This window comes from Plantactinospora endophytica (assembly GCF_016862915.1).
Lineage (GTDB): Bacteria > Actinomycetota > Actinomycetes > Mycobacteriales > Micromonosporaceae > Plantactinospora > Plantactinospora endophytica.
Genome location: NZ_BONW01000044.1, coordinates 92,010 through 116,886, shown reverse-complemented (window position 1 = coordinate 116,886; position 24,877 = coordinate 92,010). Strand labels below are relative to the sequence as shown.

Annotated in this window: 24 protein-coding genes and 1 riboswitch; of the genes, 21 read left to right on the top strand and 3 right to left on the bottom strand. The window is 73.0% G+C overall.

The genetic code is table 11. The features are described 5' to 3' along the window. Positions 1-29: 29 nt before the first annotated feature. From mihF to ribH, 17 genes are all read left to right on the top strand, one after another. Positions 30-347 carry an integration host factor, actinobacterial type gene (gene mihF / locus Pen02_RS36740; RefSeq protein WP_203870797.1) on the top strand — a complete coding sequence of 106 codons (318 nt, stop codon included), beginning with the start codon at positions 30-32 and terminating at the stop codon, positions 345-347. Between the two features lie 26 nt (positions 348-373). After that, entirely contained in the window at positions 374-886 is a 513-nt protein-coding gene (locus tag Pen02_RS36735; protein ID WP_203870796.1) for a nucleoside/nucleotide kinase family protein, read from the top strand. A 148-nt stretch (positions 887-1,034) separates the two neighbouring features. Next, complete coding sequence (rpoZ, locus tag Pen02_RS36730) at positions 1,035-1,298, top strand: DNA-directed RNA polymerase subunit omega (protein WP_101366725.1); 264 nt, start codon at positions 1,035-1,037, stop codon at positions 1,296-1,298. A gap of 19 nt (positions 1,299-1,317) precedes the next feature. Then, entirely contained in the window at positions 1,318-2,523 is a 1,206-nt protein-coding gene (gene coaBC / locus Pen02_RS36725; protein ID WP_203870795.1) for a bifunctional phosphopantothenoylcysteine decarboxylase/phosphopantothenate--cysteine ligase CoaBC, read from the top strand. Positions 2,524-2,613: 90 nt separating this feature from the next. Then, positions 2,614-3,807, top strand: coding sequence for a methionine adenosyltransferase (metK, locus tag Pen02_RS36720; protein ID WP_203870794.1), 1,194 nt, complete (start codon positions 2,614-2,616; stop codon positions 3,805-3,807). Positions 3,808-3,866: 59 nt separating this feature from the next. Further along, positions 3,867-6,188: a primosomal protein N' gene (locus Pen02_RS36715; RefSeq protein WP_239141890.1), complete on the top strand. Its 2,322-nt coding sequence runs from the start codon at positions 3,867-3,869 to the stop codon at positions 6,186-6,188. A gap of 267 nt (positions 6,189-6,455) precedes the next feature. Beyond that, positions 6,456-7,439, top strand: a complete 984-nt coding sequence (locus tag Pen02_RS36710; protein ID WP_203870793.1) for an AAA family ATPase — start codon at positions 6,456-6,458, stop codon at positions 7,437-7,439. Between the two features lie 258 nt (positions 7,440-7,697). Then, positions 7,698-8,318: a peptide deformylase gene (gene def, locus Pen02_RS36705; RefSeq protein ID WP_203870792.1), complete on the top strand. Its 621-nt coding sequence runs from the start codon at positions 7,698-7,700 to the stop codon at positions 8,316-8,318. Positions 8,319-8,325: 7 nt separating this feature from the next. Further along, on the top strand, positions 8,326-9,252 hold the full coding sequence (gene fmt / locus Pen02_RS36700; RefSeq protein ID WP_203870791.1) for a methionyl-tRNA formyltransferase: 927 nt from the start codon (positions 8,326-8,328) through the stop codon (positions 9,250-9,252). Next, positions 9,249-10,892: an RsmB/NOP family class I SAM-dependent RNA methyltransferase gene (locus Pen02_RS36695; RefSeq protein WP_372445745.1), complete on the top strand. Its 1,644-nt coding sequence runs from the start codon at positions 9,249-9,251 to the stop codon at positions 10,890-10,892. Before fmt ends, Pen02_RS36695 begins: the two co-directional genes overlap by 4 nt. A 68-nt stretch (positions 10,893-10,960) precedes the next feature. After that, positions 10,961-13,087 (top strand): xanthine dehydrogenase family protein molybdopterin-binding subunit, encoded by a 2,127-nt coding sequence (locus Pen02_RS36690; RefSeq protein ID WP_239141888.1) that lies wholly within the window; start codon positions 10,961-10,963, stop codon positions 13,085-13,087. A 108-nt stretch (positions 13,088-13,195) separates the two neighbouring features. Next, entirely contained in the window at positions 13,196-13,876 is a 681-nt protein-coding gene (rpe, locus tag Pen02_RS36685) for a ribulose-phosphate 3-epimerase (RefSeq protein ID WP_203870790.1), read from the top strand. A gap of 156 nt (positions 13,877-14,032) precedes the next feature. Then, positions 14,033-15,040, top strand: coding sequence for a GGDEF domain-containing response regulator (locus Pen02_RS36680; RefSeq protein WP_203870789.1), 1,008 nt, complete (start codon positions 14,033-14,035; stop codon positions 15,038-15,040). A gap of 81 nt (positions 15,041-15,121) precedes the next feature. After that, positions 15,122-15,293: riboswitch (FMN riboswitch) on the top strand. Positions 15,294-15,460: 167 nt separating this feature from the next. Next, a complete protein-coding gene (gene ribD / locus Pen02_RS36675) occupies positions 15,461-16,522 on the top strand; it encodes a bifunctional diaminohydroxyphosphoribosylaminopyrimidine deaminase/5-amino-6-(5-phosphoribosylamino)uracil reductase RibD (RefSeq protein WP_203870788.1) in 1,062 nt (353 codons plus the stop codon). A 6-nt stretch (positions 16,523-16,528) separates the two neighbouring features. After that, on the top strand, positions 16,529-17,158 hold the full coding sequence (locus tag Pen02_RS36670; RefSeq protein ID WP_203870787.1) for a riboflavin synthase: 630 nt from the start codon (positions 16,529-16,531) through the stop codon (positions 17,156-17,158). Between the two features lie 77 nt (positions 17,159-17,235). After that, entirely contained in the window at positions 17,236-18,507 is a 1,272-nt protein-coding gene (locus Pen02_RS36665; RefSeq protein WP_203870786.1) for a bifunctional 3,4-dihydroxy-2-butanone-4-phosphate synthase/GTP cyclohydrolase II, read from the top strand. A 2-nt stretch (positions 18,508-18,509) separates the two neighbouring features. Next, entirely contained in the window at positions 18,510-18,989 is a 480-nt protein-coding gene (gene ribH / locus Pen02_RS36660) for a 6,7-dimethyl-8-ribityllumazine synthase (RefSeq protein ID WP_203870785.1), read from the top strand. 69 nt (positions 18,990-19,058) lie between these two features. Here ribH and Pen02_RS36655 read toward each other — a convergent pair whose 3' ends face one another. The 3 genes from Pen02_RS36655 to Pen02_RS36645 are packed head-to-tail and all read right to left on the bottom strand — an operon-like array spanning position 19,059 to position 21,513. Continuing rightward, positions 19,059-19,817, bottom strand: a complete 759-nt coding sequence (locus Pen02_RS36655; protein WP_203870784.1) for an amino acid ABC transporter ATP-binding protein — start codon at positions 19,815-19,817, stop codon at positions 19,059-19,061. Further along, positions 19,814-20,659 carry an amino acid ABC transporter permease gene (locus Pen02_RS36650; RefSeq protein ID WP_372445743.1) on the bottom strand — a complete coding sequence of 282 codons (846 nt, stop codon included), beginning with the start codon at positions 20,657-20,659 and terminating at the stop codon, positions 19,814-19,816. The genes Pen02_RS36655 and Pen02_RS36650 overlap by 4 nt, the downstream gene beginning before the upstream one ends. After that, positions 20,656-21,513 (bottom strand): ABC transporter substrate-binding protein, encoded by an 858-nt coding sequence (locus Pen02_RS36645; protein ID WP_203870783.1) that lies wholly within the window; start codon positions 21,511-21,513, stop codon positions 20,656-20,658. The genes Pen02_RS36650 and Pen02_RS36645 overlap by 4 nt, the downstream gene beginning before the upstream one ends. Before the next feature lie 187 nt (positions 21,514-21,700). Between Pen02_RS36645 and Pen02_RS36640 the strand changes: the two genes are divergently transcribed. The 4 genes from Pen02_RS36640 to hisG all read left to right on the top strand — a co-directional run bounded on the left by Pen02_RS36640 (position 21,701) and on the right by hisG (position 24,851). Then, positions 21,701-22,222 (top strand): SigE family RNA polymerase sigma factor, encoded by a 522-nt coding sequence (locus Pen02_RS36640; RefSeq protein ID WP_203870782.1) that lies wholly within the window; start codon positions 21,701-21,703, stop codon positions 22,220-22,222. Positions 22,223-22,323: 101 nt separating this feature from the next. Beyond that, positions 22,324-23,481 (top strand): GerMN domain-containing protein, encoded by a 1,158-nt coding sequence (locus Pen02_RS36635; RefSeq protein WP_203870781.1) that lies wholly within the window; start codon positions 22,324-22,326, stop codon positions 23,479-23,481. Positions 23,482-23,633: 152 nt separating this feature from the next. After that, positions 23,634-23,897: a phosphoribosyl-ATP diphosphatase gene (locus tag Pen02_RS36630; protein WP_101366712.1), complete on the top strand. Its 264-nt coding sequence runs from the start codon at positions 23,634-23,636 to the stop codon at positions 23,895-23,897. Between the two features lie 108 nt (positions 23,898-24,005). After that, the gene (hisG, locus tag Pen02_RS36625; protein WP_203870780.1) at positions 24,006-24,851 is read left to right on the top strand and encodes an ATP phosphoribosyltransferase; all 846 of its coding nucleotides are present in this window, start codon (positions 24,006-24,008) and stop codon (positions 24,849-24,851) included. Positions 24,852-24,877: the final 26 nt, after the last annotated feature.

The window sequence follows — 24,877 nt, the reverse complement described above, 5'->3', positions numbered from 1 at the left end:
CCGTCGCGATAGGGACCTGAGGAGAGCTGGTGCCGCTCCCCCAACTGAGCCCCGAACAGCGCGCAGCCGCGCTGGAGAAGGCCGCGGAGATCCGCAAGGCCCGGGCGAAGCTCAAGGAAGAGCTCAAGCAGGGCAAGACCAACCTCGCCGCCGTCCTCGACCGTGCGGAGTCGGACGACGTCGTCGGCAAGCTGAAGGTATCGGCCGTACTTCAGGCCATGCCGGGAATCGGCAAGATCCGGGCCACCCAGATCATGGAGAAGCTCAAGATCGCCGACAGCCGTCGCCTCCGTGGCCTCGGTGAGCAGCAGCGCAAGGCACTGCTTGGAGAATTCGCGGCGAACTAGTTCCACTCGCCGTGTAGAAACAAGCAGTGGGTACGCATGACGATGTCCGCTGCGCGGCTCGTCTCACGGTCCTTGCCGGTCCCTCCGGGGCCGGCAAGGACAGCGTGACGGAACTTGTCCGGGCCCGATCGCCGCAGTTGTGGCTCTCGATCCCGGTGACCACCCGCCCCCGTCGGCGGTACGAGATCGACGGGGTGCACTATCGCTTCGTCGACCGGGCCGAATTCGGCCGACTGCTCGACGCCGGAGCGTTGCTGGAGTGGTCGGAAATTGGCGTCCACCGGTACGGGACGCCACGCGAACCGGTGCGGATCCGGTTGTCGGCCGGCCGGCCGGTGCTGCTCCCGATCGATCCGGGCGGCGCCCGGCAGGTGCGGGCGGCGATGCCGCAGGCGCGGCTGGTCTACCTCGCCGCGACCCCGGCGCAGGCCCGCGCGGCCGGCCGTGAATACGACGCGACGGTCGTGAACGACGTGGTCGGGCGCGCTGCGGACGAACTGGTAGGCTTGCTCGGTTCGTCCTTTCTGACGCCGACCTGAGGCGCCGCCGACGCGGGCAGCCCCGACCTGGGCAGCCGCACGTGGGTGCCGCCGACGCGGTCGACGCGGATTCGAGTCGGGCACAGACCTGAGCCAACTCCGACCCGACCGCCGCCGGGCGGTCGAGAAGACACCGAGGTTTATCTCCGTGGGATCCATCGCCAGTCCCGAAGGCATCACCAACCCGCCGATCGACGAGCTGCTCGAGAAGACCACCTCCAAGTACGCTCTGGTGATCTTCGCCGCCAAGCGCGCCCGCCAGGTGAACGCCTACTACAGCCAGCTCGGCGAGGGCCTCCTGGAATACGTCGGCCCGCTGGTGGAGACCACGCCGCAGGAGAAGCCGCTCTCGATCGCGATGCGGGAGATCAACGCGGGTCTGCTCACCGCCGAGCCGACCGACCAGCCGTAGGGTCGTCCGGGCGTCGGCGATGACCGCGGTCGTACTCGGGGTGGGCGGTGGCATCGCCGCCTACAAGGCATGTGAGCTGCTCCGACTCTTCACCGAGTCGGGGCACCGCGTCCGGGTCGTGCCGACCGCGTCCGCGCTGCGCTTCGTCGGCGCGCCGACCTGGGCGGCACTGAGCGGCCAGCCCGTCGCCGACGAGGTCTGGGCCGACGTGCACGAGGTGCCGCACGTCCGGCTCGGCCAAGCCGCCGACCTGGTGGTCGTCGCCCCGGCCACCGCCGACCTGCTCGGCAAGGCCGCGCACGGGCTCGCCGACGACCTGCTCACCAACACGCTGCTGACCGCCCGCTGCCCGGTGCTGCTCGCCCCGGCGATGCACACCGAGATGTGGGAGCACCCGGCCACGGTGGAGAACGTCGCGACGCTGCGTCGCCGGGGTGTCCTGGTGATCGAGCCGGCGAGCGGCCGGCTGACCGGCGTCGACACCGGCAAGGGCCGGCTGCCCGACCCGGCCGAGATCTTCGCGGTGGCCCGCCGGGTGCTCGCCCGGGGCGTCGGCGAGCCCCGGGACCTGGTCGGCCGCCGGGTGGTGGTCACCGCCGGAGGCACCCGGGAGCCGCTCGACCCGGTGCGTTTCCTCGGCAACCGGTCGTCGGGCAAGCAGGGTTACGCCTTCGCCCGGGCGGCGGTGGCCCGGGGAGCCAGGGTGACGGTGATCGCCGCCAACGTGGCGCTGCCGGACCCGGCCGGCGCGGACGTGGTCCGGGTCTCCACCACCGAGGAGTTGCGCAAGGCCACCCTGGAGGCGGCCGAGGCGGCGGACGCGGTGGTGATGGCGGCGGCACCGGCCGACTTCCGGCCGGCGACGTACGCCCCGGAGAAGATCAAGAAGTCCGACCGGGGCGCCACCCTCAGCGTCGACCTGGTGGCCAACCCCGACATCGCCGCCGAGCTGGGCGAGCGTCGACGGCCCGACCAGGTGTTGGTCGCCTTCGCGGCGGAGACCACCGACGCCGAGGCCAACGCCCGGGCCAAGCTCGTCCGCAAACGTGCCGACCTCATCGTCGTCAACGAGGTCGGACCCGACAAGGTGTTCGGCGCCGACACGAACACCGCCGTCGTACTCGGCGCTGACGGGTCGACGACAGCGTTTCCGGAGCAATCCAAGGAAGATCTCGCCGACGGCGTCTGGGATCTGGTAGTAACGCGCTTAACCGCCCTGTCATGAGCGGGTAGCACCCTACAGGCATGGTCGGGGGACCAGGCGGCCGTGACTACACTGCCGCGCACATCTGAATTCGAGATCTTTAGGAGCACCGTGGTACGTCGCTTGTTCACCTCGGAGTCGGTCACGGAAGGCCACCCGGACAAGATCGCTGACCAGATCAGCGACGGAATCCTCGACGCGCTGCTGGACCAGGACCCGCGTAGCCGGGTGGCGGTCGAAACCCTCATCACGACCGGGCAGGTGCACGTCGCGGGCGAGGTGACCACGAAGGCGTACGCCGACATCCCGGCGATCGTCCGCGAGACGATCCTCGGCATCGGGTACGACTCGTCGAAGAAGGGCTTCGACGGCGCCTCCTGCGGCGTCAGCGTGTCGATCGGGTCGCAGTCCCCGGACATCGCCCAGGGCGTGGACAGCGCGATCGAGCTGCGCTCCGGCTCCTCGGAGAGTGCGCTTGACGCCCAGGGTGCCGGCGACCAGGGCATGATGTTCGGCTTCGCCTGCTCGGAGACGCCCGAGCTGATGCCGCTGCCGATCGCCCTGGCGCACCGGCTGGCCCGCCGGCTCTCCGCGACCCGCAAGGACGGCACCATCCCCTACCTGCGGCCGGACGGCAAGACCCAGGTGACCATCGAATACGACGGGCTGCGCCCGGTGCGGCTGGACACCGTCGTGGTGTCGTCGCAGCACGCCGCCGACATCTCGCTGGAGTCGCTGCTCACCCCGGACATCCGCGAGCACGTCATCGCGCCGGAGCTGGAGGAGCTGGGCCTCGACATCGACGGCTACCGGCTGCTGGTCAACCCGACCGGCCGGTTCGAGATCGGTGGCCCGATGGGTGACGCCGGGCTGACCGGCCGCAAGATCATCGTCGACACCTACGGCGGGTACGCCCGGCACGGCGGTGGCGCGTTCTCCGGCAAGGACCCGTCCAAGGTCGACCGCTCGGCGGCGTACGCGACCCGTTGGGTGGCGAAGAACGTGGTGGCCGCCGGGCTGGCCGAGCGCTGCGAGGTGCAGGTCGCGTACGCGATCGGCAAGGCCCACCCGGTGAGCCTCTTCATCGAGACCTTCGGCACCGAGAACGTCCCGGTGGACCGGATCGAGCACGCGGTCGGCGAGGTCTTCGACCTCCGTCCGGCGGCGATCATCCGGGACCTCGACCTGCTCCGCCCGATCTACCGGCAGACCGCCGCCTACGGCCACTTCGGCCGTGAGCTGCCCACCCTGACCTGGGAGAACACTGACCGCGCCGCCGACCTCAAGTCGGCCGCGGCAGCCTGACCACCGGCAAGCGCAGCGACCGGCAGCCCGCCGACGGGCTGCCGGTCGCTCGCGTCTGCGTGGATGTGCCGCTGGCCCATCTGGACCGGCCGTTCGACTACCTGGTCCCGGCCGAACTCGCCGACCAGGCCCGACCGGGCACCCGGGTCCGGGTGCGCTTCGCCGGCCAGTTGGTCGACGGCTGGCTGCTGGACCGGGCCGAACTCTCCGCCCACGAGGGTCGGCTGAGCTACCTGGAACGGCTGGTCTCGCCCGAGCCGGTGCTGACCCCGGAGGTCGCCCGACTGGCCCGGGCGGTGGCCGACAGGTACGCCGGCAACCTGGCCGACGTGCTCCGGCTGGCCGTCCCGCCCCGGCACGCCCGGGTCGAGCGCGAAGCCGCACCGACCGACACGCCCGACCCGGCGGCACCGACCGACACCTCCGAGCCGGCCGCACCGACCGACACTCCGGAGCTGGCCGCACCGGCCCACCCGACCGAGCCGGCCGCACTGAGCGACCCGACCGAGCCGGTGGCGCCGTCCGACCGGGCCGCACCGGCCGTGCCGGTGACCTCGGCTGATCCGCCCGAGCCGCTGACCCCGGCCGCATCGGCCGTGCCGGTGACCCCGGCCGATCCGGCCGAGCCGCTGACTCCGGCTGACCCGACCGAGTCGCTGACCCCCGCCGACGCGACCGTAGTGGCGACTCCGGCCCGCGCGAGCGAGCCGGCCGACGGAGTCGCCGAGGCCGCCGGAACTGGCGAGGACGCCGGAGTCGCTGGGGCCGACGGAGTTGGCAGGGCCGACGGAGTCGCTGGGGCCCCCGGAGTCGATGGGGCCGCCGGAGTTGCCGACGGAGGCTGGTGGAGCTATCCGGCCGGGCCGGGGTTCCTGCGGGCCCTGGCCGACGGCCGGGCGCCCCGGGCGGTCTGGTCGGCGCTGCCCGGCGAGGACTGGGCGACCCGGTTCGCCGAGGCGGCGGCGGCGACCGTACGCGGTGGTCGGGGCGTGGTGGCAGTGGTCGCCGACGCCGGTGACCTCGAACGGCTCGACACCGCGCTGACCGGGCTGCTCGGCCCCGGACGGCACGTGGCGCTCTCCGCCGCACTCGGGCCGGCCCGGCGGTACCGGGCCTTCCTCGCCGCCTGTCGCGGGCGGGTGCCGGTGGTGATCGGCACCCGGGCGGCGATGTTCGCCCCGGTCGCCGATCTCGGTCTGGTGGCGATCTGGGACGACGGGGACGACCTGCACGCCGAGCCCCGGGCGCCGTACCCGCACGCCCGGGAGGTGCTGCTCACCCGGGCGCAGCTTGCCGACGCGGCGGTGCTGGTCGGCGGGTACGCCCGTACCGCCGAGTCGCGGTTGCTGGTCGAGACCGGGTGGGCCAGGGAGATCGTGCCGGACCGGTCGACGCTGCGGGCGCGTACCCCGAGGATCACGCCGACCGGCGACGACCCACAGCTTGCCCGGGATCCCGCCGCAGCCTCGGCCCGGCTGCCCAGCCTGGCCTGGGACGCGGCCCGGGCGGCGCTGAAGGCCGACTCGCCGGTACTGGTCCAGGTGCCCCGCCGTGGCTACCTGCCGGCGGTGGCCTGCGCACAGTGCCGGACCCCGGCCCGCTGCCCGCACTGTGCCGGTCCACTGGCGCTGCGCTCGGCCAGCGCCACTCCCACCTGTCGCTGGTGTGCCCGGGTGGCGGCCGGGTACGCCTGCCCGGAGTGCGGCGCCCGGCGGCTCCGGGCGGCGGTGGTGGGTGCGCGGCGTACCGCCGAGGAACTCGGCCGGGCGTTTCCCGGTGTGCCGGTGCGGACCTCGGGGCGGGACGAGGTGCTGCGTACCGTGCCCGGCGACGCCGGCCTGGTGATCGCGACACCCGGCGCCGAGCCGGTCGCCGACGGCGGCTACGGCGCGGTGCTGCTGCTCGACTCCTGGGCGTTGCTGACCCGGGCCGACCTGCGGGCCGGGGAGGAGGCGCTGCGCCGCTGGCTGGCGGCGGCGGCGCTGGCCCGGCCCGCCCCGGCCGGCGGCCGGGTGGTGGTGGTCGCGGACGGTGCGCTGGCGCCGGTGCAGGCGTTGCTGCGCTGGGACCCCGGTTGGTTCGCCGGTCGGGAGTTGGCCGAGCGGCGCGAGTTGGGCTTTCCGCCGGCCGCCCGGATGGCCAGCCTGACCGGCACGGCGGCGGCGGTGGCGGAGCTGCTCGACGAGGCCCGGCTGCCGCCGGCGGCCGAGGTGCTCGGTCCGGTGCCGGCGGCCGAGGGGCAGGAACGGATGCTGGTCCGGGTGCCCCGGTCCCAGGCTGCCGCCCTGGCCGCCGCCCTGCACGGTGCGGCGGCGCTGCGGACCGCCCGCAAGGCGGGCCAGCCGGTACGGATCCAGGTCGATCCGCAGGACATTTTCTGAATCGATCCCCGGACATGTTCTGAGTCGATCCGCAGGACATCTTCTGACCGGATGCTGACCGAGAATCCGACACGGAGGGTTGTTTCGGTTACCGTCCGGAGTGGGTAACGGGAGCCTGACGGACCCGGAGTCCGACCGGTGGTCGGGGATTCGGGTGATACCATCGCCCCTCATGCTCCACGCGGGAGACGTGACGGAGAGTGACCGCGCCGGTTCGGCGTTCAATCTATTGATCTTGAACAACCTGGGATCAGGGGTGGGTAGGTCGTGACCGGTCGTCAGTCGATCGTCCTGAACGGTGACCTTGGCAGTGGCAAGAGCACCGTCTCCATCGAGCTGGCCAAGCGGCTCGGGCTGCGCCGGGTCAGCGTGGGTGACCTCTACCGGGAGATGGCCCAGCAGCGGCAGATGACCGCGCTCCAGCTCAACCTGCACGCCGAGCTGGACCAGGCGGTCGACGGCTACGTCGACCAGCTCCAGCAGGACATCGCCGACTCCGGCGAGCAGTTGATCGTGGACAGCCGGCTCGCCTGGCACTTCTTCAAGCACGCCCTGAAGATCCACATGATCACCGAGCCGACCGAGGCGGCCCGCCGGGTGCTCGCCCGGCCGTCCGGACCGGCCGAGAGCTACACCTCGATCGAGGAGGCCCGGGCCAAGCTGCACGAGCGCAGCGAGAGCGAGCGCAACCGCTTCCTCGTCCGGTACGGCGTCGACAAGGCGAAGCTGCGCAACTACGACCTGATCTGCGACAGCACCAAGGCGTCCGCCGACGAGGTGGTGGCGCACGTCATCGCCGCCTACGAGGGCTCCTTCGGCCAGCAGATCCTCCGCGACTCCCCCCCGCTGCTGCTGCTCGACCCGGCCCGGATCTACCCGACCCAGGAGATCCAGGGGCTGCGCGGCCTCTGGGAGTCGGACTACGTCGCGGAGATCGGGCAGGCCGGCGAGGAAGCGCTGGAGCCGCTGCGGATCGGCTACACCGGCGAGAAGTTCTTCGTGGTCGACGGGCACCGGCGGCTCAGTGCGGCGCTGCGCAACGGCTTCAAGCTGGTGCCGGGCCAACTCGTCGCCGAGTGCGACGAGCAGGTGGTCGGCGGGCTCAGCGCCATCGAGTACTTCCGGGCCGAGGTCGGACTGAGCGTGATCTACGACTGGGACGCCGCGCACGGCACCCAGCTCCCGCTGCCCGAGCACATCCTGGAGCGCACCGACGCCGTACTGGCCGGCGAGCCGGGCACCCAGCCCTGACCCCCAGCCGTCGGAGTCCGCACCATCCGTCGACCGGAGAGCCGACGGTGTCGTGACCGACGTCACGCCCGATCCCCGTCCCACCCGATCCCTGGTTCCACCCGAACCCCGTCCCGCCGGACCGCGTGGCGCGGCAGCCGGATGCCGCTCCGGCGACCATGCCCGACCGGTGCCGCCCGCTCGCCGGTCGGGCCCGGAGTGCGCCCGTAGACTGGTGTACGGCCGCACCGAAACACCTTCGTGAAGGAGCCCTCCCGCGTGACCGTCCAGCCCATCCGTCTCTTCGGGGACCCGGTGCTGCGCACCCCGGCCGAAGCGGTCGTCGACTTCGACGCCGAGCTGCGCAGACTGGTCGCCGACCTGACCGACACGATGCGCGAGAGCAACGGCGCCGGCCTTGCCGCGCCGCAGCTCGGCGTGGGCCTGCGGGTGTTCGCCTTCGACGTCGACGACGTGCTCGGGCACCTGGTCAACCCGGTACTGGAGTTCCCCGACGAGGACGAGCAGGACGGTCCGGAGGGCTGCCTCTCCATCCCCGGGCTCTACTTCGACACCAAGCGCCGGCTCAACGTCGTCGCCAAGGGCTTCAACGAGTACGGCGACCCGATGCAGATCGTCGGCACCGGGTTGATGGCCCGGTGCGTGCAGCACGAGACCGACCACCTCGACGGGGTGCTCTTCCTCGACCGGCTGGACGCCGAGGGGCGCAAGGAGGCGATGAAGGCGATCCGGCAGGCCGACTGGTACGACAAGGACGCCCCGCCGGTCGTCAAGGTCAGCCCGCACGACCCGCCGGCCAACCGGCGCCAGGGTCTCGCCGCCAAACTCGGCCTCGGCGGCCCGGAGCGCCCGGCCAGCCCGTTCGGCCTGGGCCGGTGACCGCCCGGTGCGCCTGATCTTCGCCGGTACGCCGGCCGTCGCCCTGCCCGCCCTGGACGCCATCGCCGCCTCCGGGCACGAACTGCTGGCCGTGGTCACCCGGCCCGACGCCCCCGCCGGGCGGGGCCGAGGGCTGGCCCGGTCACCGGTCGGCGCCTGGGCCGACGAGCGGGGCGTCGAGGTGCTGACCCCGGCCAAGCCCCGGGAGCCGGAGTTCCTCGACCGACTGCGCCAGCTCGCCCCGGATTGCGTACCCGTGGTCGCCTACGGCGCGCTGGTGCCGCCGGTGGCCCTGGAGATCCCCGCGCACGGCTGGGTCAACCTGCACTTCTCGCTGCTGCCCGCCTGGCGGGGCGCTGCTCCCGTGCAGCACGCGGTGCTGCACGGCGACGAGGTCACCGGCGCCAGCGTCTTCCAACTGGAGGCCGGGCTGGACACCGGGCCAGTCTTCGGCACGGTGACCGAGGAGGTCCGGCCCACCGACACCGCAGGCGACCTGCTGGAAAGGCTGGCCGCCAGCGGCTCCGGGCTGCTGGTCACCGTGCTCGACGCGATCGGGCAGGGGACCGCGCGGGCGGTGCCGCAACCCGCCGACGGGGTCTCGCTGGCGCCGAAGCTGACCGTCGCGGACGGCGAGGTCCGCTGGTCGGAGCCGGCCTTCGCGGTCGACCGGCGGATCCGGGCCGCCACTCCGGCTCCCGGCGCCTGGAGCACCTTCCGGGGCGACCGGGTCAAGCTCGGCCCGGTGCGGCCGGTCGGCGACGGCCCCGAACTCAAGCCCGGCGAGCTGCTGGTCGAGCGTGGCCGGGTGCTGGCCGGTACCGCCAGCACGCCTGTGGAACTGGGTGAGGTGCGGGCGGCCGGCAAGCGGGCGATGCCGGCGCCGGACTGGGCCAGAGGCGTCCGGGTGGCCGGTGGGGAGCAGTTCGGATGAGCGAGCGTACGGAACAGGTCGGCGGCACCGAGCGGAGCCGGGGCGACCGGGGGCAGGACGACACCGACCGGCGACGCGAGGGCCGTGGCCGTACCGGCCAGTTCGGCGCCGACCGGGGCGGCCGGGCTGCGGCCGACCGGACGGGCGCGCGGGGCGGCGCCGACCGGGGCGGCAGGTTCGGCGCGGACCGGGCCGGTGCGCGCGGCGGTGCCGACCGGGGTGCCCGGGGCGGCGGCGGGGGACAGCGGGACCGCGACGGGCGGTCGCCGCGAGCCGGACGCCCGGCGGTGGACCTGCCCCGGCAGGCGGCGTACGAGGCGATCGAGGCGGTGCACCGGGACGACGCGTACGCGAACCTGGTCCTGCCCGGCATCCTGCGCGACCGCCGGCTGCACGGCCGGGACGCGGCCTTCGCCACCGAACTGACCTACGGCACGCTGCGGGTCCGGGGCACCCTGGACGCGATCCTGACCGCCGCCGCCGGCCGGGACGTCGCACGGATCGACCCGCAGCCCCGGGACGCGCTGCGGCTCGGCGCCTACCAGCTCCTCTACACCCGGGTGCCGGCGCACGCCGCCGTCTCCTCCACCGTCGACCTGGTCCGCTCCGTCGCCCCGGGTGCGACCGGGTTCGCCAACGCCGTGCTGCGGGAGGTCGCCGGCAAGGACGTCGACACCTGGCTGACCGAGCTGGCCCCGTCGGCCGAGACCGACCCGATCGGGCACGCCGCGCTCACCTACAGCCATCCGCAGTGGATCGTCCGGGCCTTCTCCGAGGCGCTCGGCGGCGACCTGGGCGAGACCACCCGGCTGCTGATCGAGGACAACCAGCGACCGCCGGTACACCTCTGCGTCCGTCCGGGCCGGGCGGACGCGGTCGAGGTCGCCGACGAGGTGGGCGGCGCCCCGGGTGCGTTCTCGCCGTACGCGGTCTACCTGCCCGGCGGTGCACCCGGCGAACTCGCCGTGCTCGCCGACGGGCGGGCACACGTGCAGGACGAGGGCTCGCAGTTGGTGGCCGCCGCGCTCACCGCCGCCGAACTCGACGGCACCGACGAGCGCTGGTTGGACCTCTGCGCGGGGCCGGGCGGCAAGGCCGGCCTGCTCGGCGCACTGGCCGCGCAGCGGGGCGCCCGACTGACCGCCGTCGAGGTGGCCGAGCACCGGGCGAACCTGGTCTCCCAGGCCGTACGCGGGCTGCCGGTGACCGTGCTGACCGCCGACGGCCGTACCGTCGGGCGCGACCCGGACCTGCCGGAGGACACCTTCGACCGGGTACTCGTCGACGCGCCCTGCACCGGTCTCGGCTCGCTGCGACGGCGTCCCGAGTCCCGCTGGCGCCGCCAGCCGTCCGACCTGCCGGCACTGACCCGGTTGCAACGGGAGCTGCTCGGTGCCGCGCTCCGGGCGGTCCGCCCCGGCGGGGTGGTGGCGTACGTGACCTGCTCGCCGCACGTGGTGGAGACGCACGTCTCGGTGACCGAGGCGGCCCGCCGCTCCGGCGTACCCGTCGACTTCGTGGACGCCCGGCCGCTGCTGCCGGCCGGCATGCCCGGCCTCGGCGACGGCCCGACCGTGCAGCTCTGGCCGCACCGGCACGGCACGGACGCGATGTTCCTGGCGGTGCTGCGCCGGGGCTGACCACCGGCCGCTGCCCACTTCCACCGAAGCGGGCAGCCGGCGGCGTTTCCGCACCTAGATTGTCAGGTGTGGACGGGAAGACGCTGGCGGTCCGGGCCATCGGCAGGCCGCTGGACCGGTTCGACGGGCCGGCGAAGGTCACCGGCACCGCCCGGTACGCCTTCGAGCACCCCGTCGACCGGCCGGCCTACCTGTTCCCGGTGCAGGCCACCGTCGCCGTCGGGCGGATCGTCGCGGTGCACACCGAGGCCGCGCTGGCCGAGCCGGGAGTGCTGGCCGTGCTGACCCACGAGAACGCGCCCCGGGTCGCCTCCACCGACGACGCGGAGATGACGATCCTGCAGACGCCCGAGGTGGCGTACCGGGGGCAGTTCGTCGCCGCCGTCGTGGCGGAGACCTCGGAGGCCGCCCGCCGGGCCGCCGACCTGGTCGGAGTGGACTACCGGACCGGCCCGCACGACGTCGAGCTGCGGCCCGACCACCCGGACCGGTACGCCCCGGCGGTCGTGAACGGCGGGTTCGCCACCGACAGCGTGCACGGCGATCCGGAGGCGGCGTTGGCCGAGGCGGCGGTACGCCTGGACGCCACCTACACCACCGCCTGGTACCAGCACGCGCAGATCGAGCCGCACGCCACGATCGCCACCTGGGCCGGCGACCGGCTCACCCTCTACGTCGGCAGTCAGGGCGTGCACCGGTTGCGGGACTCGCTGGCCACCCTCTTCGGGCTCGAACCGGAGCGGATCCGGATCATCTCGCCGTACGTCGGCGGCGCGTTCGGCGGCAAGCTGCACGCCCATCCGGACGTCGTACTCGCGGTGCTGTGCGCGTTCGCCGTGCCCGGCCGGCCGGTGAAGCTCGCGCTCACCCGGCAGCAGATGTTCTCCCAGGTCGGCTACCGCACGCCGTCGTTCCAGCGGATCCGGCTCGGCGCCGGACGGGACGGGAAGCTGGTCGCGGTCAGCCACGAGGCGGTGCAGCAGACGGCCCGGCACAAGGAGTTCGCCGAGCAGACCGTCACGCCGACCCGGGTGATGTACGCGGCGCCGCACCGCAGTACCACGCACCGGATGGTCCGGCTCGACGTGCCGGTGCCGACGATCATGCGCGCCCCGGGGAAGACCCCGGGGATGTACGCGCTGGAGTCGGCGATGGACGAGATGGCGATCGCCTGCGGGCAGGACCCGGTCGAGTTCCGGATCGCCAACGAGCCGCCGGTCGATCCCGAACTGGACCTGCCGTTCTCCACCCGTAACCTGGTCGCCTGCCTGCGCGACGGCGCCCGCCGGTTCGGCTGGGCCGGCCGGGACCCGACTCCGGGGGTACGTCGGGCGGCCGGCGGTTGGCTGGTCGGCACCGGGGTGGCGTCCTCGGTGTACCCGGTCTACCAGCTTCCCGGTTCGTCGGCGACGATCCGACTGGAGCCCGACGGCCGGTACGTGGTGTCGATCGGCGCCGCCGACCTCGGTACCGGCACCTGGACCACGCTGGCCCAGATCGCCGCCGACGCGCTGGCCGTACCGGTCGAACGGATCGACCTGCGGATCGGTGACACGGCACTGCCGCCGGCGATGGCGGCGGGCGGCTCGTCCGGGATGACCTCGTGGGGCAGCGCGGTGGTCGAGGCCGCCCGTCGGCTCCGCGCCCGGGAGGCCGCCGAGCACGTCGACGGGATACCGGCGTCCGGGATCGAGGCCGCCGCCGACATGCCGGAGAACCCCGACCGGGAGCGCTTCTCGATGTACGCCTTCGGCGCCCAGTTCGCCGAGGTCCGGGTGCACGAGGCGACCGGCGAGGTACGGGTGCCCCGGCTGCTCGGCGTCTTCGCCGCCGGCCGGATCATCAACCCGAAGACCGGCCGGTCCCAACTGCTCGGCGGAATGACCATGGGGCTGTCGATGGCGTTGCACGAGCAGTGCGTACTCGATCCCCGGTTCGGGCACGTGGTCAACCACGACCTGGCCAACTACCACATCGCGACCAACGCAGACGTCGGTACGGTCGAGGTGCACCTGCTCGCCGAGGACGACCCGTACGTCAACCCGATGGGGTCGAAGGGCATCGGTGAGCTGGGCATCGTCGGCACCGCCGCGGCGATCGCCAACGCCGTGCAGCACGCCACCGGGGTACGCGTCCGCGACCTGCCGATCACCCCGGACCGGTTCTTCGCCGACGGGGCGTCAGTGGTCCGCTGACGACCGACCCGGCTGTCGTCGCGCACGGCGAGCGCGTCGCCGAGCAGGGGCGAGCGCGATCGGAGGGTGACGGGCGGGCGGGGTGGCCGGCATTCGTACACTGGCGCGGTGACCGTACCAGCGCCGATCGTCGCGCCCAGCATCCTCGCCGCAGACTTCGCCCGGCTCGCCGACGAGGTGCAGGCGGTGGAGGCCACGGCGGACTGGCTGCACGTCGATGTGATGGACAACCACTTCGTGCCCAACCTGACCATCGGGCTGCCGGTGGTGCAGAGCCTGTTGGCCGCGACCGCGCTGCCGTTCGACGTACACCTGATGATCGACGATCCGCGCCGGTGGGCGCCGAGTTACGCGGACGCCGGTGCGTACAACGTGACGTTCCACGCCGAGGCGTGCGACAACCCGGTCTCGCTGGCCAAGGACCTTCGGTCGGCCGGGGCGAAGGCGGGGCTGGCGATCGACCGGGACACTCCGATCGAACCGTACCTTGACCTCTTGCCCAGCTTCGATACATTGCTGATCATGACTATCAAGGCGGGCTTCGGGGGGCAGCGGTTCATCCCCGAACTGCTCGACAAGGTCCGGACCGCCCGCCGGCACGCCGCCGCCGGTCACCTCGAACTCCGGATCGAGGTCGACGGCGGCATCGCGGCCGACACCATCGAGCAGGCGGCGGCGGCCGGTGCGGACGCGTTCGTCGCCGGCACCGCCGTCTACGGCGCGGCGGACCCGGCCGCGGCGGTGACCCAGCTCCGGCGGCTCGCCGAGCGCGCCGCGCCACAGCCGTGAGCGGGCGCGGCGAGCGAACCAGTCAGCTCAGTGCAGGGGTGCCTCATGGTCGCCCGGAGCGGAGCGGGGGGCGGGCATGAGCGGGCGCAGCGAGCGAACCAGTCAGCGCAGTGCGGGAGAGCCTCGTGCCCGCACGGAGCGGAGCGGAGGGCGGGCATGAGCGTCGACGGCGCCGCCGAGGAGCGGCCCGACCTGATCCTGGTGGTCGACGACGACGAGGACATCGTCCGGTTCGTCTCGTTCAATCTGCGGCTGCACGGCTTCGAGGTGGTGCAGGCCCGGGACGGCCAGGAGGCGCTCGAGGTGATCGAGCAGCGCCGGCCCGACCTCGCCGTCGTCGACCTGCGGATGCCCCGGATCGACGGGCTGGAGCTGACCCGGCGACTGCGGGCCAACCCGATGACCTCGGCACTGCCGGTGATCATGCTGACCGCCAAGGGGCTGACCGTGGACAAGGTGCACGGCCTCACCGCCGGCGCCGACGACTACCTGGTCAAGCCCTTCGACACCGCCGAACTCGTCGCCCGGATCAGCTCCACGCTGCGTCGTAACAAGGAGTTCCGCGAGGTCTCCCCGCTGACCGGGCTGCCCGGCAACACCCGGGTCCGCCGGGAGATCGGGGACCGGGTACGCAGTGGCGTCGACTACGCCGTCGGCTACGTCGACATCGACCGGTTCAAGAGCGTCAACGACCGGTACGGCTTCGTCCGGGGCGACGAGTTCATCAGCGCGCTGGCCCGCAGCCTGCACCGGGCGGTGGTCTCGGTCGGGCTGCCGCCGGCCTTCCTCGGCCACATCGGCGGCGACGACTTCGTGATCGTCTGCGCTCCGGAGCAGGTCCGGCCGCTCACCGAACGGGCCGTGATCGACTTCGAGAAGACTGCCGACGAGCTGTACGACCCGCAGGACGCCAAGCGTGGCTATGTCGAGCTGAAGGACCGGCGCGGCAACATCCAGCGGGCGCACCTGGTGACCCTTTCCATCGGGGTCTCGCTGTCGGTGCCCGAGCGACGGTTCACCGACCCGCTCGAAGTGATCGCGGCGGCCTCCGAGATGAAGACGGTCGCCAAGAGCCAACCCGGGTCGTACGTGGCGATGGACCGGCGGCGTACCCCGGGCGGATCGGCGGAGGAGGCGGGCGAGCGGCGGCGCGGCGCGAAGTGACCACGGTCACGTCGTTGTGAGGTCGGTCGCCTCGACGACCCGAGAGCCCCGAATCCGTGTAAGACTCGATCCGTACCCACCACGCGCTGGCGGGACTCGGTGTAATTCCGAACCGGCGGTGATCCGGGCGCAAGCCCGGTAAGCCCGCGACCCGGTCGGCCTCGGCCGCCCGGTGGACCTGGTGAGAACCCAGGGCCGACGGTTGGGAGCGGAGCATTCCGCGCCCAGACAGTCCGGATGGGAGACAGCGCGCGGGACGGATGGGTCCGTGGGCGGCCGTGTGTGCCGACCCGCGTTCCCTCGGGGTCGGCGACTGCCGTTCCCATGCTCCGCCGCCGCACGTCCGGCCACCGGCCGGCACCCCTCCCACACCCGCCCGCGCGTCACGACGACGGGCGATGCGAAGGGGAAGGGAACGGCATGGGGGGCGTCTCCGCCGACGAGGCGATGCGCCGGGCCATCGCGCTGGCGGCCCGTGGCCTGGGCACGACGAGCCCCAATCCCCTGGTCGGCTGTGTCCTGCTCGACCCGCGCGGCGAGATCGTCGGCGAGGGTTTCCACGCGTACGCGGGTGGGCCGCACGCCGAGATCGTCGCGCTGGCCCAGGCCGGCGAGCGGGCCCGGGGCGGTACCGCCGTGGTGACCCTGGAACCGTGCGACCACACCGGGCGTACCGGGCCGTGCAGCGGGGCGCTGATCTCGGCCGGGGTCCGCCGGGTGGTGGTCGGCGTCGCCGATCCGAACCCGATCGCGGCGGGCGGGATCGAGCGGCTGCGTGCCGCCGGGGTCGAGGTCGAGGTCGGGGTACGCGCCGCCGAGGTGGAGGCCGGCAACCTGGCCTGGCTGACCGCCGTACGCCGGAGGAGGCCGTACCTGATCTGGAAGTACGCGGCGACCCTGGACGGTCGGATCGCGGCGGCCGACGGCACCAGCATGTGGATCACCTCCGAGGCGGCCCGGATCGACGTGCACGCGCTGCGCGGCACCGTGGACGCGGTTGTCGTCGGGGTCGGCACGGTGCTCGCCGACGACCCGAGACTGACCGTGCGGAATCTGCGCGACGGCACCCTGGCCATCCGGCAGCCGCTGCGGGTGGTGGTGGACAGCGACGGGCGTACCCCGCTGGACGCCCGGGTCCGGGACGGCGCCGCGCCCACCTGGGTGGCGACCGCGAAGGAGGTCGGCACCGGCCCGGACGGCCACGTCGACCTGCCCCGGCTGCTCGCCGAGCTGTACCGGCGCGGCGTCCGGGCGGCGCTGCTGGAGGGCGGTCCGACCCTGGCCGGCGCCTTCCTCGCCGCCGGCCTGGTCGACAAGGTCGTCGGCTACCTGGCGCCCAAGCTGCTCGGCGCCGGCCCGGCGGCGTTGGGCGACGCCGGCGCGCGTTCCATCTCAGAGGTCATCGACCTGGAGTTCACCGACATCACGCCGGTCGGCCCCGATCTGCGGGTCACCGCGTTTCCCCGGAAGACGGAGGGCTGACTGAAGATGTTCACCGGCATCGTGGAAGAGCTGGGCGAACTGGTCCGACGCGACGACACGGGCGGCGACTCGGCCCTGGTCGCGATCCGTGGCCCGGTCGTCACCTCGGACGCCCGGCACGGCGACTCGATCTCCGTCAACGGCGTCTGTCTGACCGTCGTGGAGATCGACGGCGACACGTTCACCGCCGACGTGATGGGCGAGACGTTCCGGCGTACCGCCCTGGGGGCGCTGCGGCCGGGTGACCCGGTCAACCTGGAACGGGCCGCCACCCTCGGCAGCCGGCTCGGCGGGCACCTGGTGCAGGGCCACGTCGACGGGGTCGCCGAGATCGTCGGACGGCAGCCGGCCGAGCAGTGGGAGACGGTGACCTTCGGCCTGCCCACCGAACTGGCCCGCTACGTGGTGGAGAAGGGCTCGATCACCGTCGACGGGGTGTCGCTGACCGTCGCCGGGCTGACCGCGCAGACCTTTTCGGTCGGGCTGATCCCGACCACGCTGGCCGCCACCACGCTGGGCCGCAAGGGTGTCGGCGAGCCGGTCAACCTCGAGGTTGACGTCCTCGCCAAGTACGTCGAACGACTGCTGACGACCGGTGGGCGCCTGCCGGTCGACGGACTGGAGGCCGTGGCATGAGCGAGCGGGGCGAGCGAATCAGCCAGTTGAGTGCGGATGAGTCTCATGACGGGCCGGAGCGCAGCGGAGCGGCCGGCATGAGTACTGAATTCGGCACCATCGAGGCGGCGTTGGCGGACATCGCGGCCGGCCGTCCGGTCGTCGTGGTCGACGACGAGGACCGGGAGAACGAGGGCGACCTGATCTTCGCCGCCGACCGGGCCACCCCGGAACTGCTGGCGTTCATGGTCCGCTACACCTCCGGCTACATCTGCGCGCCGCTCACCGAGGAGGACTGCGACCGCCTCGAACTGCCGCCGATGTACCACACCAACCAGGACAAGCGCGGGACGGCGTACACGGTGACGGTGGACGCGCGGGAGGGGGTCAGCACCGGCATCTCCGCCGCCGACCGGGCGCACACCATCCGGCTGCTCGCCGACCCGTCGACCGACGCCACCGACCTGAGCCGGCCAGGACACGTGGTGCCGCTGCGGGCCAAGGCCGGTGGCGTACTGCGCCGGCCCGGGCACACCGAGGCGGCCGTCGACCTCGCCCGGCTCGCCGGGCTCCGGCCGGCCGGGGTGCTCTGCGAACTGGTCAACGACGACGGCACCATGATGCGCCTGCCAGACCTGGCGAAGTTCGCCGCCGAGCACGGCCTCACGCTGATCACCATCGCCGACCTGATCGCACACCAGCGGCGTACCGAGACCGATGTCGAGCAGGTCGTCGAGACCCGGCTGCCGCTGCCGTACGGGCCGTTCCGGGCGGTCGGCTACCGGGCCCGGCAGGACGGCGCCGAGCACATCGCGCTGGTTTACGGCGATCTCGGCGACGGCCAGGACGTGCTGGTCCGGGTGCACTCCGAGTGCCTCACCGGGGACGTCTTCGGCTCGCTGCGCTGCGACTGCGGGCCGCAGCTCGACGCCGCCCTGCACCGGGTCGCCGCCGAGGGGCGGGGCGTGGTCCTCTACATGCGCGGCCACGAGGGGCGCGGCATCGGGCTGCTGCACAAGCTCCAGGCGTACCAGTTGCAGGACCTCGGCCGGGACACCGTCGACGCGAACCTGGACCTCGGCCTGCCCGCCGACGCCCGGGACTACGGCACCGGCGCGCAGATCCTCTACGACCTCGGCGTGCGTTCGATGCGGCTGCTGACCAACAACCCGGCCAAGCGGGCCGGGCTGGAGGGCTACGGCCTGACCGTGGTGGGCCGGGAGGCGATGCCGGTCCGGGCCACCCCGGAGAACGTGCGGTACCTGCGGACCAAGCGGGACCGGATGGGGCACCTGCTGGACGGGTTGGAGACTCCGGCCGACGCCGGGACGTTGACGCAGCTCGCGGAGATGACGGAAAGGTTGGCGTGACGATGGCGGGGTTCGGAGAGCCGGGACTGTCGACGGTGGACGCGTCCGGGCTGACCGTGGGGGTGGTGGCCGCGCGCTGGCACGGCGAACTCACCGACCACATGGTCGACCGGGCGGTGACGGCGGCGAAGGCGTGCGGGGTGGACGACGTGGTCGTGGTCCGGGTGGCCGGCTCGGTGGAACTGCCGGTGGTGGCCCAGGCGCTGGCCCGGCGCTACGACGCGGTGGTGGCGCTCGGCGTGGTCATCCGGGGCGCCACCGCGCACTTCGACTACGTGTGCCAGTCGGTGACCGAGGGGCTGACCCGGGTGGCGCTGGACAGCGCGACGCCGGTGGCGCACGGCGTGCTGACGGTGAACAACCTGGAGCAGGCCCGGGACCGGGCCGGGCTGCCGGAGTCGGCCGAGGACAAGGGCTGGGCGGCCACCACGGCCGCGCTGGAGGCCGCCGTGGCGATCCGGGACATCGCCGCCCGCCCGTGATGCTGGTGAGGGTCCGGTACTTCCCGACCTCGCACGAAGCGGGCGCCGAACCCGCGCGGTGATCGGCGGTCAGCCGACCTGGAGCCGGCCCGCCTCGATGATCCGGCGGAGGAACTGCCGGGTACGGGGCTGGGTCGGCTCGCCGAGCACCTGCTCCGGCGGTCCCTCCTCGATGATCCGTCCGCCGTCCAGGAAGCAGACCCGGTCGGCGACCTCGCGGGCGAAGCTCATCTCGTGGGTGGCCAGCACCATGGTCATCCCGTCCGCCTTCAGGTCCCGGATCATCGTCAGCACCTCGCCGACGAGTTCCGGGTCGAGCGCCGAGGTCACCTCGTCGAGCAGCAGCAGCCGGGGCGAGTTGACAAGTGCCCGGACGATCGCCACCCGCTGCTGCTGGCCGCCGGAGAGCCGGTCGGGATAGTCCCCGGCCTTCTCCGCCAACCCGACCCGGGCGAGCAGTTCGCGCGCCTGTGCCTCGGCCTCGGCCCGGTCCCGCCGGTGCACCCGGACCGGCGCCAGGGCGATGTTGTCCAGCACCCGCAGGTGCGGGAAGAGGTTGTACGCCTGGAAGACGATGCCGATCCGTCGGCGTACCAGGTCGGGGTCGGTGCGCGGGTCCGTGATGTGTTCGCCGTCCAGTGCGATGGTGCCGTCGTCGATCTCCTCCAGCAGGTTGGCACAGCGCAGCAGGGTGGACTTGCCGGAGCCGGAGGCGCCGATCAGCGCCACCACCTCGTGCTCGGCCACGTCCAGGTCGAGATCGTCGAGTACGACCTGCCCGCCGAAGACCTTCCGGATGCCCCGACAGCTCAACACGGGCGGGCTCATCGGGCGGCCTGCCGGCGGGCGGCGCGCAGTGTCACCCAGTCGGTGACCGCGATCAGCGGAACGGCGAGCAGCACGAACAGCACCCCCGCGAGAATGTACGGCGTGTAGTTGAAGCTTTCGGCGGTGGCGATCTGCGCGGCGCGTACCGCGTCGATCGGCCCGGCCAGCGAGACCAGCCCGACGTCCTTCTGCAACGCGACCACGTCGTTGAGCAGTGGCGGGGCGACCCGACGGACGGCCTGCGGCAGCACCACGTGCCGCATCGTCTGCCGGTAGGTGAGCCCCAGCGACCGGGCGGCGGCGAGCTGGCTCGGATGGATCGACTCGATGCCGGCCCGGAACACCTCGGCCAGATAGCCGCCGTAGGTGAGGACCAGGGCGATCCCGCCGAGCACCAGCACCGGCGGCATGCCCTGCAACCGCAGCCCCGGCACGCCGAGGGTGAGCACGTAGATCACGATGATCAGCGGCAGGCCGCGGAACGTGTAGGTGTAGCCGGCGGCCAGCGCCCGGACCGGGAAGAAGACCGGACCGCGCAGGGTACGCAGCACTGCCACCACCAGCCCGAGGGCGAGCGCGCCGAGAGCGCAGAAGACCAGCAGCCGGACGTTGAGCCAGAGTCCGCTGAGGATCTCCGGCAGCGCCTCGCGGCCGATGCGCGGGTCGAGGAACGACTGTCGTACCCGCTCCCAGCCCGGCGACCCGGTGACCGCGACCACCAGCAGGGTGCCGAGAATTCCGGTCGAGGCGGCGGCGACCAGCACCGAGCGGACCGTCTGCCGTTTCCGGTAGGCGGCCCGCTCGCGGGCGATCGGGGAGGGGTGGTGGTCGAGCAGGCTCACGTCAGGTCGGGTACGCCGGCCACCTCGGAGAGCCAGGTCTTCTCCAGGTTGCCGAGCGTGCCGTTGGAGCGGAGCGCGTCGACGGCACCGCTGACGCAGCCGGTAAGTGGTGAGTTCTTGTCGAGCAGCAGGCCGAACGTCTCCGGCAGGCCGACCTGCGGCAACTGCCCGACGATGGTGGCGTCCTTGATCTCGGCCGAGGTGATGTAGAAGGCGGTGGGCAGGTCCACCACGATGCCGTCGAGCTGGCCGTTCTGGAGGGCCTTCTTGGCGTCGTCGTTGGTGTTGTAGACCTGCGGCTTGACGGTCGGCTTGATCACGTCGGTGATGGCCTGGTAGCTGGTGCTGCCCACCTGGGCGCCGAGCTTGGCCCCCTGGAGGTCGGCCAGTTGCGACCTACCCGTGATCTTCGACCCCTTGCCGGCCACCACGGCCTGCCGGACCAGGTAGTACGGCGAGGTGAAGTCGACCGCCTGCTTGCGCTCCTCGGTGATCGAGAACTGGTTGACGTCGAAGTCGAACTCCTTCGGCCCCGGCGCGATCGCGGTGTCGAACTTGACCCGTACCCACTGCACGTCGATGCGGGCGAAGCCGAGCTGCTTGGCGACCTCGTACGCGACGGCGGACTCGAAGCCCTTGCCGTTGGCCGGCAGGTTGTCGGCGAACCACGGCGCGTACGCGGGATCGTCGGTGGCGATCGTCAGCTTGCCCGGCGTACGGGTCTTCAACTCGGCCTTGGTGCAGGTGGCCTGCGGCGGCCCGGGGGTGGGTTGAGTCTGGGGCGCGCAGCCGACGAGGGCGGCGAGCACAACGGTGGCGGTCGTGAGCGCGACCGGCAGAGATCGGCGAGCCATGGCCGACAGCATAGGCACACTTCGACGAAGATCCATAGATCGTCCCATCGGCCATCCGGGCATGTCGGCCCGTCACCGGCCTGTCGGATGGTGCCGATCCGCTCCGGACGGTAAACCGGAACGGGGGGTCACGCGTCATGCTGCCGTGACGACCCAACTGGTCTCCGACCCGCCCGGCGGGAGGACCATGACACGACCGGGCACACCGGAGTGGTCGGCGGACGAGGCGATCACCAGCCTCTTCGCCGCCCACTACCGCCCGCTGGTACGACTCGCCACGCTGCTCCTGCACGACCGGGGTGCGGCCGAGGAGATCGTGCAGGACGGCTACGTCGCGTTGCACGGGCACTGGTCCCGACTGCGGGACGCCGACCGGGCCGTGGGCTACCTGCGGACCAGTGTGGTGAACCGGTGCCGGTCGGCGCTCCGACACCGCCGGGTGGTGACCGCGTACCTCGCGGAGACCGGGCCGGCGGCGGACGCGCCGAGCGCGGAGAGCGGCGCGCTCGACCTGCTCCGGCACGACGCGGTGATCGCCGCGCTGCGTACCCTGCCGGGCCGGCAGCGGGAGGCGCTGGTGCTGCGCTACTACCTCGACCTCTCCGAGGCCGAGACCGCCGACCTGATGGGTGTCAGCCGGGGCGCGGTGAAGAGCCACACCTTCCGGGGACTGGCCGCGCTGAAGCAGAGCCTGGGGGCAGAACGATGAACGACGGACGCTGGCGGCACGGCGGAGTTCCCGGCGACAGGCCGGGACCGGGACCGGGATCGGGGTCGGGACCGGGATCGGGGTCGGGACCGGGGGAGTCGGTGGCGGCGGGCGAGGAGGTGCTGCGCCGGGTACTCGCGGCCGAGGCCGACCGGATCGAGCCGGGACCGGGCGCGCTGCCCGGCATCCAGCGGCGGATCCGGGCCGGTGACCGGGCCGGTGCCCGCCGCTGGTGGCGCGGGCCGGGTCGGGCGCTGCCCCGGGGTGCCCGGGGCCGGTGGGGCGGCTGGTCGCCGCTGGCGGCCGGCACGGTGACGGTGGCCACGCTGAACGTGGCAGCGGTGGTGGTCGGGCTGGCCAGCACGGTCGTACCGACACCGTCCGAGCGGCCCGGGCCGCCGCCGGGCGCGGCCGGCGCGGAACGGTCGGCGACGCCGGTACCGACGGTCGACGACGTCCGCCCCGGTCCGACACCACCCGGCGGCCCGGTCGCCCCGTCGGCCGGCCAGAGCACGGGTACCCAGACCACGGCGCCCGCCGCCACCACCGCCGCCCTGGCGGTCTACTACCTCGGTGGCGACCCGGCCCGCCCCCGGCTCTACCGCGAGTTCCACCGGCTGTGGCTGCACGACGGCTCGGCCCGGGACCGGATCACCGCCGCCCTGCGGAACCTGCTGGACAGCCCGGTCGGAATGGACCCGGACTACCGCAGCGCCTGGCCGGAGGGTACCGACCTGCGGGACGTGACGGTCGGCGACGGCGTCGCCACGGTCGACCTGGCCGGTGCCGCCCGTGCCGGGGTCGACGAGGTCACCGCGCGGCTGGCCGTGCAGCAGCTCGTCTGGACCGTGACGGCGGTGCCGGGGGTGTCCGGGCTGCGGCTGCGGCTCGACGGCGCACCGGTCGACCGGCTCTGGGGCCGGGTCGACATCTCCGGGGTACTGCGCCGGGCGCCGGCGATGGAGGTGCTGGCCCCGGTGTGGCTGATCTCGCCGCAGCACGGCGACGCGGTCGGCCGCAGCTTCCAGGTGCACGTCGCCGGCATCCTGCCCGAGGCGACGGCCCAGTTCCGGATCCAGCGGGGATCGCGGACGGTACGCGAGCAGTTCGTCACGCTCTCCGAGGCCGGGCCGGCCCAGGGGGAGCGGAAGTTCACCGTCTCGCTGCCGCCTGGCCGGTACACGCTTACCGCGTACGCGATCTCCCTGGCCGACGGGAGCGAGCAGTACCTCGACGACCACACCGTGACGGTGCGCTGAGAACTCGACGCCGACCACGCCGTGACGGTGCGGCTCGACCACGACCACGCCCCCCGACGGGTGCGGTGGGAAGCGGCCGGCGGTCCACCTGGTGGGCCGCCGGCCGACCCGGCGACCGGACCGGTGTCGGCCGGCTGCGAGAATCGGAAGCCGTGAAGACGTTCGAGGAGCTGTTCGCCGAGTTGCAGGCCAAGGCCGCTGCCGGCACCCCCGGCTCGGCGACGGTGGCCGCGCTGGAGCGCGGCGTGCACGCGATCGGCAAGAAGGTCGTCGAGGAGGCGGCCGAGGCGTGGATGGCCGCCGAGCACGAAGGCCCGGAGCGGGCCGCCGAGGAGATCTCCCAGTTGCTCTACCAGGCGCAGGTGCTGATGCTCGCCACCGGCCTGGAGCTCAAGGACGTCTACCGACATCTGTGAGTGCCCCGCCGCGTCCCGGCCATCCTCTCCGGCCCGGACGCCGCGCGTCAGCCCGATCTCGATCCCCGACCACCGATCTCGATCTCTGACCAGCGAGGAGCACCTCCGATGCTGCGCATCGCCATTCCCAACAAGGGCACCCTGTCCGGCCCGGCCGCCCAGATGCTGCGCGAGGCGGGCTACCGCCAACGCGCCGACGACCGCGACCTGATCTGCCGGGACGAGGCCAACGACGTCGAATTCTTCTACCTCCGCCCCAAGGACATCGCCACCTACGTCGGCTCCGGCGACCTCGACCTCGGCATCACCGGCCGGGACCTGCTGGTCGACTCGGCCAGCCCGGCCGAGGAGGTCGTCGACCTCGACTTCGGCGGGTCGATCTTCCGCTTCGCCGCTCGGCCGGAAACGGTCTCGACCGTCGACGAGATCGCCGGCCGGCGGATCGCCACCGCCTATCCGGGGGTGGTCGAGGGCTATCTCGCCGCACACCAGATCAGCGCGACGGTGATCCGGCTCGACGGCGCGGTCGAGAACGCCGTACGCCTCGGCGTGGCCGACGTGGTCGCGGACGTCGTCTCCACCGGCGCCACGCTCCGGCAGGCCGGACTGGTGATCATCGGGGAGCCGATCCTGCGTTCGTCGGCGGTACTGGTGCGTCGGACGGGTGCCCCGGCCAACGCACAGGTGGACCAGCTCGTCCGGCGCCTCCAGGGGGTGCTGGTCGCCCGGCGTTACGTGATGCTCGCCTACGACGTACGGGCCGACCTGCTGGAGAAGGCGTCCGCGCTCACCCCGGGAATCGAGTCGCCGACCATCTCGCCGCTGCACCGGGAGGGCTGGGTGGCGGTACAGGCGATGGTGCTGCGCCAGGACGTACACCGGATCATGGACGAGCTGTACGACGTCGGTGCCCGGGCGATCCTGGTCACCGCCATCGACGCCTGCCGGCTGTAGCCCGGCCGCTCCCGGCCGCTCCCGGG

What these genes read in the sequence shown, in the direction of transcription:
- coaBC (WP_203870795.1), top strand. Translation starts at nt 1,318, where the DNA reads ATGACCGCGGTCGTACTCGGGGTGGGCGGTGGCATCGCCGCCTACAAG.
- Pen02_RS36695 (WP_372445745.1), top strand. Translation starts at nt 9,249, where the DNA reads ATGAGCGAGCGTACGGAACAGGTCGGCGGCACCGAGCGGAGCCGGGGC.
- Pen02_RS36680 (WP_203870789.1), top strand. Translation starts at nt 14,033, where the DNA reads ATGAGCGTCGACGGCGCCGCCGAGGAGCGGCCCGACCTGATCCTGGTG.
- ribD (WP_203870788.1), top strand. Translation starts at nt 15,461, where the DNA reads ATGGGGGGCGTCTCCGCCGACGAGGCGATGCGCCGGGCCATCGCGCTG.
- Pen02_RS36670 (WP_203870787.1), top strand. Translation starts at nt 16,529, where the DNA reads ATGTTCACCGGCATCGTGGAAGAGCTGGGCGAACTGGTCCGACGCGAC.
- Pen02_RS36665 (WP_203870786.1), top strand. Translation starts at nt 17,236, where the DNA reads ATGAGTACTGAATTCGGCACCATCGAGGCGGCGTTGGCGGACATCGCG.
- ribH (WP_203870785.1), top strand. Translation starts at nt 18,510, where the DNA reads ATGGCGGGGTTCGGAGAGCCGGGACTGTCGACGGTGGACGCGTCCGGG.
- Pen02_RS36655 (WP_203870784.1), bottom strand. Translation starts at nt 19,817, where the DNA reads ATGAGCCCGCCCGTGTTGAGCTGTCGGGGCATCCGGAAGGTCTTCGGC.
- Pen02_RS36645 (WP_203870783.1), bottom strand. Translation starts at nt 21,513, where the DNA reads ATGGCTCGCCGATCTCTGCCGGTCGCGCTCACGACCGCCACCGTTGTG.
- Pen02_RS36640 (WP_203870782.1), top strand. Translation starts at nt 21,701, where the DNA reads ATGACACGACCGGGCACACCGGAGTGGTCGGCGGACGAGGCGATCACC.
- hisG (WP_203870780.1), top strand. Translation starts at nt 24,006, where the DNA reads ATGCTGCGCATCGCCATTCCCAACAAGGGCACCCTGTCCGGCCCGGCC.